Annotated in this window: 13 protein-coding genes and 1 tRNA gene; 5 read left to right on the top strand and 9 right to left on the bottom strand. The window is 64.1% G+C overall.

Annotation, left to right across the window (positions count from 1 at the left end; all coding sequences use genetic code 11):
* The first annotated feature begins 64 nt into the window (after nucleotides 1-64).
* Nucleotides 65-337 carry an oxidative damage protection protein gene (locus F615_RS0101520; protein ID WP_019559408.1) on the top strand — a complete coding sequence of 91 codons (273 nt, stop codon included), beginning with the start codon at nucleotides 65-67 and terminating at the stop codon, nucleotides 335-337.
* Here the strand turns inward: F615_RS0101520 and F615_RS0101515 are convergent.
* Entirely contained in the window at nucleotides 316-816 is a 501-nt protein-coding gene (locus F615_RS0101515; RefSeq protein WP_019559407.1) for a response regulator, read from the bottom strand. The genes F615_RS0101520 and F615_RS0101515 overlap by 22 nt on opposite strands.
* Before the next feature lie 164 nt (nucleotides 817-980).
* Between F615_RS0101515 and F615_RS0101510 the strand changes: the two genes are divergently transcribed.
* The 3 genes from F615_RS0101510 to F615_RS0101500 all read left to right on the top strand — a co-directional run bounded on the left by F615_RS0101510 (nucleotide 981) and on the right by F615_RS0101500 (nucleotide 3422).
* Entirely contained in the window at nucleotides 981-2024 is a 1044-nt protein-coding gene (locus F615_RS0101510) for a Fe(3+) ABC transporter substrate-binding protein (protein ID WP_033370847.1), read from the top strand.
* A gap of 147 nt (nucleotides 2025-2171) precedes the next feature.
* Nucleotides 2172-2480, top strand: a complete 309-nt coding sequence (locus F615_RS0101505) for an H-NS histone family protein (RefSeq protein ID WP_019559405.1) — start codon at nucleotides 2172-2174, stop codon at nucleotides 2478-2480.
* Nucleotides 2481-2753: 273 nt separating this feature from the next.
* Nucleotides 2754-3422 (top strand): N-acyl amino acid synthase FeeM domain-containing protein, encoded by a 669-nt coding sequence (locus F615_RS0101500; protein ID WP_019559404.1) that lies wholly within the window; start codon nucleotides 2754-2756, stop codon nucleotides 3420-3422.
* Here F615_RS0101500 and F615_RS17535 read toward each other — a convergent pair.
* From F615_RS17535 to cysS, 8 genes are all read right to left on the bottom strand, one after another.
* Entirely contained in the window at nucleotides 3393-5309 is a 1917-nt protein-coding gene (locus F615_RS17535; protein WP_156824503.1) for an ATP-binding protein, read from the bottom strand. The two genes, F615_RS0101500 and F615_RS17535, sit on opposite strands and share 30 nt — an antisense overlap.
* Before the next feature lie 144 nt (nucleotides 5310-5453).
* Nucleotides 5454-5798, bottom strand: coding sequence for a hypothetical protein (locus F615_RS0101490; protein ID WP_156824502.1), 345 nt, complete (start codon nucleotides 5796-5798; stop codon nucleotides 5454-5456).
* Nucleotides 5799-6299: 501 nt separating this feature from the next.
* Nucleotides 6300-6392, bottom strand: a tRNA-Ser gene (locus tag F615_RS0101485).
* Nucleotides 6393-6460: 68 nt separating this feature from the next.
* Nucleotides 6461-7729, bottom strand: coding sequence for an aspartate kinase (locus F615_RS0101480; protein ID WP_019559402.1), 1269 nt, complete (start codon nucleotides 7727-7729; stop codon nucleotides 6461-6463).
* A gap of 138 nt (nucleotides 7730-7867) precedes the next feature.
* A complete protein-coding gene (gene tilS, locus F615_RS0101475) occupies nucleotides 7868-9193 on the bottom strand; it encodes a tRNA lysidine(34) synthetase TilS (protein ID WP_019559401.1) in 1326 nt (441 codons plus the stop codon).
* Nucleotides 9190-10164 carry an acetyl-CoA carboxylase carboxyltransferase subunit alpha gene (locus F615_RS0101470; RefSeq protein ID WP_019559400.1) on the bottom strand — a complete coding sequence of 325 codons (975 nt, stop codon included), beginning with the start codon at nucleotides 10162-10164 and terminating at the stop codon, nucleotides 9190-9192. Before F615_RS0101470 ends, tilS begins: the two co-directional genes overlap by 4 nt.
* Before the next feature lie 67 nt (nucleotides 10165-10231).
* Nucleotides 10232-10873 (bottom strand): DNA-3-methyladenine glycosylase family protein, encoded by a 642-nt coding sequence (locus F615_RS0101465; protein ID WP_019559399.1) that lies wholly within the window; start codon nucleotides 10871-10873, stop codon nucleotides 10232-10234.
* Nucleotides 10874-10878: 5 nt separating this feature from the next.
* A complete protein-coding gene (gene cysS, locus F615_RS0101460; RefSeq protein ID WP_019559398.1) occupies nucleotides 10879-12252 on the bottom strand; it encodes a cysteine--tRNA ligase in 1374 nt (457 codons plus the stop codon).
* 110 nt (nucleotides 12253-12362) lie between these two features.
* On the opposite strand from cysS, the gene F615_RS17530 reads away from it, so the two are divergent.
* Nucleotides 12363-12914, top strand: coding sequence for a tetratricopeptide repeat protein (locus F615_RS17530; RefSeq protein WP_019559397.1), 552 nt, complete (start codon nucleotides 12363-12365; stop codon nucleotides 12912-12914).
* The last annotated feature ends 11 nt before the right edge of the window (nucleotides 12915-12925 follow it).

Genomic DNA, 12925 nt, shown 5'->3' with positions numbered 1-12925 from the left:
CGGCCTGCCAAGCGCATGACCCGCGCGACAATTCCGAATCCCTTCGATGACACAAGGCAACTCCATGGCTCGCACCGTTCACTGCGTGTATCTCAAGAAAGAAGCCGAAGGCCTCGACTTTCCGCCCTATCCCGGTGAGCTGGGCAAGCGCATTTATGACCACGTCAGCAAAGAGGCCTGGGCCAGCTGGCTGCGGCATCAGACCATGCTCGTCAACGAAAACCGGCTGAATCTGGCCGATGCCCGGGCTCGCCAATACCTGGCCCGGCAAATGGAACGCTACTTCTTCGGCGAAGGCGCCGACCAGCCCGCCGGCTACGTGCCACCGTCGAACTGAAAGGCCCGCCCTGGCGGGCTGCCACGGTCCGCCCCTGCGCCGAACAAAGAGACCGGGACCGGCCCCGTCCGCTCCCGGCCCAAACAGCGCACGATCCAAGCGTCCAGCAATCGCGGATCCAGCGGCTTGTCCAAGCAAGTCACACCGGCCATCGAGGCTTGCCAACGGCGCCAGCGCGGCGTCTGACCCAGCACGGCCAGCTTCGGTGCGCGCCGGCACGCATGCGGAACCCTGAGCTGCCGCACGAGCCGCCAGCCCTGCGGCTGCCCCAGGTGATCGAAGTCCATCACCACCAAGTCCACGGGCCGCTCGGCACAGAACTCCACGGCCGCTTCGGCCTGGGCCACGTCCTCACAAACCACCTGTCGCAGACTCAAGCGACCGCGCAGGTACAGCCGATGCACCCCTTCGCAGGCCACCAGCAGGGCCTGCGCAGACCGGGGCCGTGATTCAGGCGCAATGGCAAAGGGCTGGAGCATGGACTGATCATGCCCCTCTGGACCCTACCCCCACAAGGACAAATCCCACACGACACCCGATTTGCCCGGCAAGGCCCTGATGCCAGATCAAACTTATGAAGATCATTTTTGAGAATCATTCGTGTTTTTGTCTAGAATCCGGCCGTCTCAATCCAGGAGTGACCATGTTCATCCGACGTCTAACCGCTGCCTTGAGCGCCCTGATGGCCACCCTGAGCCTGCCGGCCGCAGCACAGGACAAGCAGGTGCTCAACCTGTACTCGGCCCGTCACTACCAGACGGACGAAGCGCTTTACACCAACTTCACCAAAGCCACCGGGATCCGCATCAACCGGGTGGAAGCCGATGACGCTGGCATCCTGGCCCGCTTGAAGAGCGAAGGCGCAGCCAGCCCGGCCGACGTGATCCTGCTGGTGGACGCTGCGCGCCTGTGGCGTGCCGAAGCGGATGGCCTGTTCTCTCCGTTGCGATCGAAGGTCTTGGAAGAGCGCATTCCGGCCCATCTGCGCGGGGCTGACCACGGCCAAGGCTCGCAGTGGTTCGGTTTTTCCACGCGCGCGCGCGTGATCGTCTACAACAAGGCCATGATCCAGCCCTCTGCCGTAGACACCTATGAAAAACTGGCCGATCCTGCGCTCAAAGGCAAGGTCTGCACTCGCTCGGGCTCGCACCCCTACAACCTCTCGCTGTTCGGCGCCCTGATGGAGCACCTGGGTCCGGAAAAGACCGAAGCCTGGGCCAAAGGGGTGGTGGCCAACATGGCCCGCGAACCCAAGGGCGGCGACACGGACCAAATCCGTGCCGTGGCCAGCGGTGAGTGCGGCGTGGCCATCAGCAACAGCTACTATTTCGCCCGCCTGATGCGTTCGAACAAGCCGGAAGACCAAGACGTCGTGCGCAAGGTCGGCGTCGTCTTTCCGAATCAGCAAAGCTGGGGCACGCACGTGAACATTGCCGGCGGCGCCATGGCCCGCCATGCCAAGAACCGTGAAGCCGCTCGCCTGTTCCTGGAATACCTGGCCAGCGACCAGGCCCAGATTTACTTCGCCAATGGCAACAACGAATACCCCGTCGTCCCCGGGGTGAAGGCGGGCAACCCTGCCCTGGAGGCCTTGGGGGAATTCAAAGCCGAGCTCGTGCCGCTGGCCACCGTGGGGGCCAACACGGCCAAGGTTCAACAAATGCTCGATCGCGTCGGCTACAAGTAAGCCGCCCTCGACGGCCGAGTCTCAAAACATGCCCGCCGCACGGCCCGTGCGACGGGCATTTGTTTTTGACAAGCCCCAGCAGACGGTTCCAAGCCCTGGACATTCGGGATATATTCAGCGCTGTCTTCATGTCCTGAGGCCGAAAACATGTCCACCCTTCAAGAACTTCTCGCCCAGAAAGCCGAACTCGAAAAGAAAATCGAGGCGGCCCGCAAGCAAGAGCTGGCCGAAGCAATGGCCCAGATCAAAAGCCTGATGGCTCAATATGGCATCACAGTGGCCGATCTGGCAGGCAAGGGCTCCACGGGGAAATCCTCGACGGGCAAAGGCGTCAAAGTGGCACCGAAATATCGCAATCCTGCAACAGGCGAAACCTGGACCGGGCGTGGACGGCAGCCCAAATGGGTGGAAGCCGCTCTGGCCAGTGGTAAACAGCTGAGCGACTTTGCGATCTGAGCCCCGCGCCGGCTGAGCCGCAACGCTGGAGCCGCGGACTCACCCGCCGGCTTTCACCGGGTCGATCCTCCCGGCACCGATGGCGGGACTTTGCTGATTCACGGCCTGGGCGCATCCAAGCCGTGTCGGCTGATGCGGCATGGATCGCAGGCCCTCACGATCTTTTGCAAGTCCCCCATCCCCAGACGGGACCAAACACGGTAAGTTTGTCAGGCCGCCCCAATCCGGTCGCACTGTCCGGTTGGTCGATGTCACCCTCCCTTCCTTGCCGCCATGCCTACCGCCCAGCTCAGCTTCACCGTCCGGATCGCCCGCACCCTCCAAGATCTCCAAGCCGCCTGCTGGGTACGCGCCCAGTCCTACGGCCACCATCTCCCGGAGTTGCGCACGGCCTTTGCCCACCCCGATGCCTTGGACCATTCCCCCGCCACGGCCGTGTTGGTCTGTACCGACAAAGCCAGCGGCGCGCCGGTGGGCACGGCACGGGTCCAAATCAACAGCCACGGCCCCTTGCTGATCGAAGGCAGTGTGGAAGTACCCCGAGCCATGCGAGACGACGCGCGGGCGGAAATCACCCGCTTGGCCGTGCTGCCAGGCCACACCGACCCGCTCGTCAAACTCGCGCTGATGAAGGCCAGCTACCTCTACTGCCTGGCCAACCAGGTTCGCTGGATGGTCATCGGCGCCCGCAGCCCGGCCTTGGTGCGGCAGTACCGTCGCCTGGGTTTCACCAGCCTGTATGACGACGACCGCACCGTGCCACTGGCCCATGCAGGCCACCTGGAGCACTGGGTCTTGGCCTTCGACGTGCGCGCCGCCGAACGCGAATGGCATGCGCGACACCACCCGCTGTACACCTTCATGGTGGGCACCACGCACCCAGACATCCGGCTGTTCGAGCCCGCCCTGTCCTCAGGTCGGCTGGAAGCCCTTGCCGCCTAACGAGGGCGGGTGCCCCGTCTGGCCCTGCGCCGGGGGGGCCGCCGGTGCCCCCGGTGATCTGCCCCAAGGCGGCAGCCACACGCTCATCAAGGCCATCAAATCGGCATCGGTGAAAGGCTTGGCCAAAAAGTCATCCATGCCTGCGGCCAAGCATCGGCGGCGGTCTTCCTCACTGGCGGTGGCGGTCAAGGCGATCACCGGCACCCGCGCCAAGCCCAGCGCCTGTTCCTGATGGCGGATCTCGCGCGTGGCCTCGAAGCCATCGAGCGTAGGCATCAGGCAATCCATCAAGATCAGGTCAGGACGCCCCACTTCCCGCAATGCATGACGCACCGCTTCACGCCCGTCGTGCACATGCTCGACCTCCAGCCCGCAACGCTCCAGAAACGCCGACGCCACCAAGGCATTGAGGTCATTGTCCTCGACCAACAACACATGCGGCTGGTGCTGCCCGGACGCCGCAGCGGCCGGCGTCACCGCCGCGGACGTCACGGCGGTCGAGCCCGCGGGCACGACGGGCGCCGCCGACTCGAGCGCGGGCGCAGCCACCGAGGGCAAGCGCGCCGTGAAACGGAACAACGAGCCCACCCCGACCGTGCTCTGGCAGGTGATGTCGCCGCCCATGGCATGCGCGATTTCACGGGCAATGGTCAACCCCAGGCCCGTGCCTTCCAGGGGGCGAGATGGCCCGGCTGCGACCTGACGGAAGGCATCGAAAATGTGCGCCTGATCGGCGGGCGCAATGCCCACGCCAGTGTCGCGGACCTCAAAGACCACCGTCTCGTCATCAGGCTCCCGGTGGACCGCCAAGCCAACCCACCCCTTCTGAGTGAACTTCACTGCATTGCCCAGGAGGTTGTGCAACACCTGGCGCATGCGCGCCGGATCCCCTTGCACCCAACACGGGCGCGGCAAACGCAAGTCGCTGGTGAACACCAAGCCTTTGTCCTCGGCGCGCACCGCGTACACGCCGGCCACCCGCTCCAGTTCGGCCGCCAAGTCGAAGGTCGTGCATTGAATCTTCAGCTGCCCCGACTCGATGCGCGCAATGTCCAGCAGGTCATTGATCAGTGACAGAAGATGCGTTCCCGAACTCTCGATCAGCTCGATCCGACGCAACATCGCCGGATCCTTCGTGTCCACATGAAGCAGTCGGGCCAACCCGAGGATGCCATGCAGCGGCGTGCGCAGCTCGTGGCTCATCGTCGCGAGGAACTGGCTCTTGACCGCGCTTTCCCGCTGCGCCATCTCCAGGGCCTGCGCCCGCTCCTGCGCAATTCGGTTCGCATGCAAGCGCAGCAAAAAAACCTCGGCCAGTCGCTTCTCGGACCGCAGGGCCGTCGTCAACAACAGCCCCAGCATCAGCACCAGACCGATGCCCCCCAGCAGGCCAAATTCGTCGCCTCTCCACAACAGAGACAGCGCCGTTGGAGCAAGCATCGGGGCCACATAAGCCGCCGTGGCCAGGACCCGCACCTGCAAGCCGAAGGTCGCCACCGAGGCCACGCAGGCCAAGCAAGCCGCCACCAAGGAGGCCGTGTGAGTGTCTTGCTGCATCAGCCAAGCGCCAGCCAGGCCCCAGACCGCACCATCCAGTGCCAGCATCCAATAGGTGCTGCTGCGCCAAGCCTGCCCCCCCGGATAGCCCTGACGCCGGTACACCTGAGCCTGCACGATCCGGGGAATTGCCACCAGCAGCTTCATGACCACCCAGGTCTGCACCAGCAGCACGGGCACGGTGTCCGACAAGTGCACCGCCATGAACACCGCAAACGCCGTGGCGATGAGCGTCCCGATGGACGCATGCATCCAGACCATGCGCAGTTGCTCGTCGGCCAACCGCTCGGCGAGATCACGGTCGATTTGGACGCCTGTCGCCTCGGCCATCTTGGTCACCACGGGGATGCGCGCAACATTTCACTTCGTGGCATCGACGCGCCACGCCCTGGAGTTGTACCGCATGGGTGCCGTTGTCTCATGGATGCGCGACTCGGTGCATCGGGTGGATCACCACAGGCTCCCTAGCGATCCTCAGGCAGCCCCCAGGAGCACTGGCAACTCCGCCGGGCACTCCAATCCCAATCGCTCACACCGTTCGCGCAGCCGTTGCCAACGCACACTGATCGGCGCCTGCGGCAGACGGTCGGAAATTTCGGCAAACATCCGGATCAAGGCGCGACGCCGGGTGGCCTCGAGTGCCCGTTGCCAATCCTGCAAGATGGCCGCTTGGGCCTCGGGCGGCATCGACAAAAACTCGTCATCCAGACTGACCGACCCCTGCGCCCGTTCGAGATCGGCGAACAGGCCCTGCACCGGAAGATGAAACGCCCCACAGGCGTCTTCCTGGTCATCCAACATCGAAAATACGCTTGTCATTCCGAACGCTCCTGCTCCTCGGCCCCAGGGCACCCATGGCAGGCCCCAGGCCGACACCACTTCGTTGCGGACCGACCGCCCGTTCCATCCAGGCCCGTTCGGCTGTATCGCATCGGAAGCCAGATTGCTGGATCCCGCAACCCCCAAATCTGGGGCTCACGCCGCCTTGAAATGTGCATTCCTTCACACTATAGACGGCGTGTCCAATCATTCGACCACTTCAGTCCCCTGCCGCCGACGCCATCTCGCCGCCCCGACGGCTCTCAGCGGCGATTCTTCCACGCCCACGCGCGAGCACCGAGACCCAAGCATCAGCGCTCCCGTACACGGCACCACTTTGTTCACGCTCTCTGACGGGTCCTCTGGCCTGGCTCGATGGCTCTGGCGCAGTGCACCATGACTCGAGCGGCCCGGCCGACCGCGCCGCAAGCTCCGGGCTTGAAGAACACGCCCATGAGGAGGCAAAAAACAAAAAGCCACCCTTTGGGGTGGCTTGTCGGTTGGCGGAGACGGAGGGATTCGAACCCTCGATGCAGGTTTTGCCCGCATACTCCCTTAGCAGGGGAGCACCTTCGGCCTCTCGGTCACGTCTCCAACCGGAATTTGGCGAAGGGCTGCATTCTAACCGCGAATACGGGCCCCGCGCACAGTTTCTTGACGATTCAAGCCGAATCCTGATCGAGATCGAAGGCCTTGTGCAGAGCGCGCACGGCCAACTCCATGTACTTTTCGTCGATCACCACGCTGGTTTTGATCTCGCTGGTGGTGATCATCTGGATGTTGATGCCCTCTTCGGCCAGCACCCGGAACATGCGGCTGGCCACCCCGGCATGCGAACGCATCCCAATGCCCACGATGGACACCTTGCAGATCTTCGTGTCACCGACGACCTCGCTGGCACCCAAGTGCGGCACGACCTTCTCCTTGAGCAGGTCGATGGTCTTGGCGTAGTCATTCCGGTGCACCGTGAACGAGAAGTCCGTCTTGCCGTCATGCGAGACGTTTTGGAGGATCACATCGACATCGATGTTGGCGTCGGCTACGGCACCGAGGATCTGGTAGGCAATGCCCGGCTTGTCGGGCACGCCCATCACGGTGATCTTGGCTTCGTCGCGGTTGAAGGCAATGCCCGACACAACGGCTTTTTCCATGTTCTCGTCTTCCTCAAAGGTGATCAGCGTGCCCGACTTGGCCTCTTCGTCCAGCGGAATGTCCCATGGTGTGAAGCTCGACAAGACCCGCAGCGGAACGCGGTACTTGCCAGCGAATTCCACCGAGCGGATCTGCAACACCTTGGACCCCAAGCTGGCCATCTCCAGCATTTCTTCGAAGCTGATGGTGTGCAGCCGGCGCGCCTCCGGCACGATGCGTGGGTCGGTGGTGTACACCCCATCCACATCGGTATAGATCAGGCATTCAGCCGCCTTCATGGCCGCGGCAATGGCCACTGCCGACGTGTCCGACCCGCCACGCCCCAGCGTGGTGATATGGCCTTGGGCATCGACGCCTTGAAAGCCGGTGATGATCACCACCTTGCCGGCTTGGAGGTCGGCGCGGACCCGTGTGTCATCGATGCTCTCGATGCGAGCTTTCGTGTACGCCGAATCCGTGCGCACTGGCACTTGCCAGCCGGTGTAGCTGATCGCATCGATACCCTCGGCCTGCAAGGCAATGGCCAGCAAGCCCACCGAGACCTGCTCGCCGGTGGAGGCGATCATGTCCAGTTCGCGGGCATAGGCTGTGGTGTGAGCCGCCGGGGCCAACTCCTTGGCCAAGGCCAGCAAACGGTTGGTTTCGCCGCTCATGGCCGAAGGCACGACCACCATCTGGTGTCCTGCCCGGTGCCATTTGGCGACGCGCTTGGCAACGTTACGAATGCGCTCGATCGAGCCCATCGACGTGCCGCCGTACTTGTGAACGATGAGTGCCATGGGAAGTGCTGCGCGGAAGGAGTGATTGGCTGGCTTTTGCGCCGCGGTCGCAAACCTGCGATTGTAGCCGCACGATCTGCGGGTTTTCCTTCACTGACACCGCTGATCGCCGCATGACGAGCCAACGGCGACATACCGTCAGCGACCAGGCTCCCAACGCAAGCGCCATTGGCGGCGCCCCGCATCCGCCCATGCACGTGCATCCATGCCCAGGCCCGGCACGAAGAGGAGCTGCCCGAGCGTGTCATACACCAGCGGTCCTTCACGGGCCCACGCGGGCACCCCGGCCGACTGAAACTGCTTTTTGAGAGCACGTGGCGGCCGTCCTGGCCCAGCTTGGAACTGCTCGCCGCCCGCACGAGCACGCAACTCGATGCGGCGCAGGCGACTCCATGGAACGCCGCCTTGTTGCACCGCCTCCACATGCAGCACACCGCCCCACCCTGGCAGCGCCACCGATCCGGCACCGCGCAGGCTCAGGCAAGCTTCGCGGACGGGCGACGGCCCTGACGTCTGCGCCTGCGCAGCAGGCACCGGCACCCAGCGCAGCATCCCGCGGTACAAGCGCAACTCCCCCCCGGCCCAGAGCCAGCGGGCCATTGGTTGGACGGCCCCCTCGGTCCACACACGCTCGAGCAGATGCGTCGAGGGCCGCAGGCCGCTGACCTGCCGAATCCAGACCCGCAAGGCATTGCGTGCCCTTGCCGGCGCAAGCCGTAGGCAGGCGCGAAAGTCCAGCCCTTGCTCGCCGTGCAGCTCGGACAGGTCCAGCGCGGCCAACTCGTCGAGGCAAGCGGAGGCTTCCTGGGCCCATGCTGCCGCATCGGCCAGGGCCGCCTCGGCTTGAGGAAACGCTGCCAGCAAAGCCGGCCAAACGCGAGCCCGCAACCGGTTTCTCGCATAACGCTCATCGGCATTGCTGTCATCGTCGACATAGCGCAGCCGCAAGCGGCGCACATAGGCTTCGATGTCGCGACGCGGGCGCCCCAACCAGGGACGCACCCACAGCACGCCGTCTCGACACACCGCCGCAGGCATGCCTGCCAAGCCTGCCACCCCCGCACCACGCAGGGCTTGCAGCATGAAGGTTTCGGCCTGGTCGGTACGATGGTGACCGAGCAATACCACCGAGGCGCCGTGCGCCAACGCCATGCGACGCAAGGCCTCGTAACGGGCGCGGCGCGCCACCGCCTCCACACTCTGGCCCGGCGCGGGCCGCAGCCCCAGGTGTTCCCAGGCCAAACTCACCGGCCAGCCGCGACGCTGCCAAGCTTCGCATTGTCGGTGACAGTGCGCCAGCCACTCGTCGGCCCGCGGATGCAAGCCATGGTGCACATGCAGGGCCACCACTTGCCACCCCTCGGACTTGGCCACCTGCAGCGTGGCGTACAAAAGGGCCGTGGAATCACGGCCCCCGCTGTAGGCGACCGCCACCACCTCTGGCGCGGCAGCCCCGGTCTTCATCCATGCGCTTTGGTATCGGCGAAGCGGCCGTAGCTCTGCAGCCGCTCATAGCGGCGGTTGAGCAGCTCTTTGGGCTTGAGGTCACTGACCTGCCGCAACGCATCGTTGAGGGCGCGCTTGAGGTAGGCGGCCATTTGCTTCGGGTCGCGATGGGCGCCGCCCACCGGTTCATTGACGATCTTGTCCACCAGGCCCAAGGCCTTCAGACGGTGCGCCGTGATGCCCAAAGCCTCGGCCGCCTCTGCGGCGCGGTCGGCCGTCTTCCAGAGGATCGAGGCACAGCCTTCGGGGGAGATGACCGAATACACCGAGTACTGCAGCATCAGCACCTGGTCGCCCACCGCGATCGCCAAGGCCCCGCCCGAGCCGCCTTCGCCAATGATGGTGGCGATGATCGGCACTTCGAGCTGGGCCATCTCGAAAATATTGCGGCCGATGGCCTCGGACTGGCCCCGCTCCTCGGCGCCGATGCCCGGATAGGCTCCCGGGGTATCGACGAAGGTAAAGACCGGCAGGCCGAACTTTTCGGCCAGTTTCATCAAGCGCAGGGCCTTGCGATACCCCTCGGGACGCGACATTCCGAAGTTGCGCAGCGCCCGCTCCTTCGTATCACGGCCTTTTTGGTGACCAATGACCATGCAAGGCTGGCCATTGAAACGTGCCAACCCGCCCACGATGGACTGATCGTCGGCGAAGTGCCGGTCGCCATGCAACTCTTGAAACTCGGTGAAGATCTCCCCCACGTAATCCAGCGTATACGGACGCTGGGGGTGGCGAGCGATTTGCGTGACCTGCCAAGGCGTCAGGTGTGAATAGATGTCTTTCGTGAGCTGCAGGCTCTTCTTGCTCAGGCGGTCGATCTCTTCGGAGATGTCCACCGCCGACTCGCTTTGCACATAGCGCAGCTCATCGATCTTGGATTCGAGCTCGGCAATGGGCTGCTCGAACTCGAGGAAATATCGTTTGCTCATCCCGGTGTTCCCGACGTTGGATGCAGCGCCCCGCGATGGTCTTCGATGTGCGCGGGGCGAACGAAGCCTAGTACTCCACGGGTAAGGGGTCCAGACTGCGCCAAATGTACCATGTCGCCACCGAGCGGAACGGAGCCCACGCGTCCCCGATTTCCCGAGCTTCGGCACGCGAGACCGGTTCGCCGCTGAAGTAGTTCAGACTGATGCCCTTGAGCAAGCCCACATCGTCATAAGGCATGACGTTGGGCCGCATCAAATGGAAGATCAGGAACATTTCGGCGGTCCAGCGCCCTATGCCGCGAATGGCCACCAGTTCTTCGATGATGGCCTCGTCGTCCATGTCGGCCCACTGGCGCACATGCACCGTGCCACGGTCGAAATGGGTGGCCAGATCGCGCAAGTATTCCACCTTACGGGCCGACAAGCCCGCCGCGCGCAATTGCTCGACCGGCAGCGCCAGCACGGCCGAAGGTGCGATCCGGGTGGAAGGGCCCGGAACGAGCGCAGCAAAACGCTCCCAAACGGCCTGCGCGGCCTTGACCGAGATTTGCTGGCCCACGATCGACCGCGCCAGCGTGGTAAACGCATCTCCGCGACTTTGCAGCCGCGCCTCGCCGAATCGAGGGATGAGCTTGCGCATCACCCGGTCGCGCCGGCTCAGGTACTTGCAGGCATCGTCCCAGTAATCCGGGGTCACCACACGAACCATGGCGTTCAGGCCTTCACCCAGGTGGTGCCTTGGGGAGTGTCTTGCAGCACGATGCCGCGGGCGGCCAAGGCATCACGGATGCGGTCGGCTTCGGCGAAATTGCGAGCCTTCTTGGCCGCAGCTCGAGCTGCGATCTGGGCCTGGATGTCGGCCTCGTCCAGCTCGGCTCCGTGTTGCAGGTAGGCTCTGGGCACCCCCTGCAACAGCCCGAGCGTGCCGCCCAGGGCTTTGAGCAGCCCGGCCACCTGAGCCGATGCGGTGCGATTGGTTTCTGCGGCCAGGTCGAACAGCACCGCCACGGCTTCGGGCGTGTTGAAGTCATCGTTCATGGCCGCGCGAAACCGTGCGGCATGCGGCTCATGCCAATCGATGTGCACGTCGGCCGGGGCCACTTTGTCCAACGCCGTGTACAGGCGGCGTAACGCGTGACGGGCGTCTTCGAGGTGGGCGTCGCTGAAGTTGAACGGGCTGCGGTAATGGGTGCGCAGCATGAAAAACCGCACGGTTTCGCCGTCGAAGCGCTTGAGCACGTCGCGAATGGTGAAGAAATTGCCCAACGATTTGGACATCTTCTCGTTGTCAACGTTGAGAAAGCCGTTGTGCATCCAAACGTTGACGAAAGGCTTGCCCGAGGCCCCTTCGCTTTGGGCGATTTCGTTTTCATGGTGGGGAAACTGCAGATCCATCCCCCCGCCGTGAATGTCGAAGTGTTCGCCCAGCAAGGCACAGCTCATCGCCGAGCATTCGATGTGCCAGCCCGGACGCCCGCGACCGAACGGGGCGTCCCATTTCGCCTCTTCGGGTTCGCTGTCCTTGGCCGCCTTCCACAGTACGAAATCCAGCGGATCTTCCTTGCCGTCGGACACGGCCACGCGCTCGCCAGCGCGCAATTGATCGAGCGACTTGCCCGAAAGCTTGCCGTACCCGGGAAACCGCCGCACCGCGTAGTTCACATCGCCATTCGCGGACCGATAGGCCAGACCTTTGGCCTCCAGGCGGCCGATCAAATCGATCATCTCGCGCACGTACTCGGTGGCGCGGGGCTCGTGCGTGGGCGGCTCGATGCCCAGCTGAGCGATGTCCTCATGCATGGCGGCGGTCATCTCGCGGGTCAATTCCCCGATCGTGATGCCGCGCTCCACCGCCCGCTTGATGATCTTGTCGTCGATGTCGGTGATGTTGCGCACATAGGTGACGCGATAGCCCAGCACTTTGAGCCAGCGCTGCACTACGTCGAAAGCCATCATCATGCGCGCATGGCCCACGTGGCAGTAGTCGTAGATGGTCATGCCGCACACATACATGCGCACATGACCCGGTTCGATGGGGACAAAGGGCTCCTGCCGGCGCGTCAGCGTGTTGTAAATGGAAAGCGTCATGGGTGCCGTCAATTCAGGTCGTGCCCGCCCGTAAGACTACTGGAGAGCTGGCGCGGGCACGATAGAATCGAACGAGTATATCCCCGCCACTGCTGTTGGTTGCCCATCGCATGCCCCTGCCCTTCTGCGCAGCTTCTTTTCGCCGCTTGCGGCTTGCGGCCATCATCGTGTCGGGCCTTTGGGTCGCCGTGAGCTGGGGGCAAGCGACCGACCCCGATGCGATCCGCCGCCTCCTGCGTGAAGGCCGCACGGCCGACGCCTTGGTCGGCGTCGAGCAGGCGCTGCAAGCCCGCCCGCAGGACCTGCAGCTGCGCTTCCTCCGCGCGGTGGTGCTGACCGAACAAAACAAGCTCGACGAGGCCGCCGCGCAATACCTGCGGCTGATCGAGGACCGCCCAGATGTGCCCGAGGTCTACAACAATCTCGCCGTGATCTACTCGCGGCAAGAACAATACGAAAAGGCCCGACAGGCGCTGGAGATGGCCGTGCGTCTGCAGCCACGCTTTGCGCAGGCTCATGAAAATCTGGGCGACGTCTATGCCAAGCTGGCAGGACAGGCATATGCCCGGGCGCTCGAACAGCAACCGGGGCACCCCGGCTTGTCGGTCAAACTGACCCTGGTGCGAGAGCTCTTCACCCCGGGGCGGTTGCCCCCCCGTTGAGTACGGGGTTG

Origin of the sequence: Caldimonas manganoxidans ATCC BAA-369, assembly GCF_000381125.1 — a bacterium.
Classification (GTDB): Bacteria; Pseudomonadota; Gammaproteobacteria; order Burkholderiales; family Burkholderiaceae_C; genus Caldimonas; species Caldimonas manganoxidans.
This window is presented reverse-complemented; position numbering and strand designations above follow the sequence as displayed.

What these genes read in the sequence shown, in the direction of transcription:
- tilS (WP_019559401.1), bottom strand. Translation starts at nt 9,193, where the DNA reads ATGAAGACCGGGGCTGCCGCGCCAGAGGTGGTGGCGGTCGCCTACAGC.
- F615_RS0101465 (WP_019559399.1), bottom strand. Translation starts at nt 10,873, where the DNA reads ATGGTTCGTGTGGTGACCCCGGATTACTGGGACGATGCCTGCAAGTAC.
- cysS (WP_019559398.1), bottom strand. Translation starts at nt 12,252, where the DNA reads ATGACGCTTTCCATTTACAACACGCTGACGCGCCGGCAGGAGCCCTTT.
- F615_RS0101480 (WP_019559402.1), bottom strand. Translation starts at nt 7,729, where the DNA reads ATGGCACTCATCGTTCACAAGTACGGCGGCACGTCGATGGGCTCGATC.
- F615_RS0101505 (WP_019559405.1), top strand. Translation starts at nt 2,172, where the DNA reads ATGTCCACCCTTCAAGAACTTCTCGCCCAGAAAGCCGAACTCGAAAAG.
- F615_RS0101510 (WP_033370847.1), top strand. Translation starts at nt 981, where the DNA reads ATGTTCATCCGACGTCTAACCGCTGCCTTGAGCGCCCTGATGGCCACC.
- F615_RS0101515 (WP_019559407.1), bottom strand. Translation starts at nt 816, where the DNA reads ATGCTCCAGCCCTTTGCCATTGCGCCTGAATCACGGCCCCGGTCTGCG.
- F615_RS0101470 (WP_019559400.1), bottom strand. Translation starts at nt 10,164, where the DNA reads ATGAGCAAACGATATTTCCTCGAGTTCGAGCAGCCCATTGCCGAGCTC.
- F615_RS17530 (WP_019559397.1), top strand. Translation starts at nt 12,363, where the DNA reads ATGCCCCTGCCCTTCTGCGCAGCTTCTTTTCGCCGCTTGCGGCTTGCG.
- F615_RS0101500 (WP_019559404.1), top strand. Translation starts at nt 2,754, where the DNA reads ATGCCTACCGCCCAGCTCAGCTTCACCGTCCGGATCGCCCGCACCCTC.
- F615_RS17535 (WP_156824503.1), bottom strand. Translation starts at nt 5,309, where the DNA reads ATGGCCGAGGCGACAGGCGTCCAAATCGACCGTGATCTCGCCGAGCGG.
- F615_RS0101520 (WP_019559408.1), top strand. Translation starts at nt 65, where the DNA reads ATGGCTCGCACCGTTCACTGCGTGTATCTCAAGAAAGAAGCCGAAGGC.
- F615_RS0101490 (WP_156824502.1), bottom strand. Translation starts at nt 5,798, where the DNA reads ATGACAAGCGTATTTTCGATGTTGGATGACCAGGAAGACGCCTGTGGG.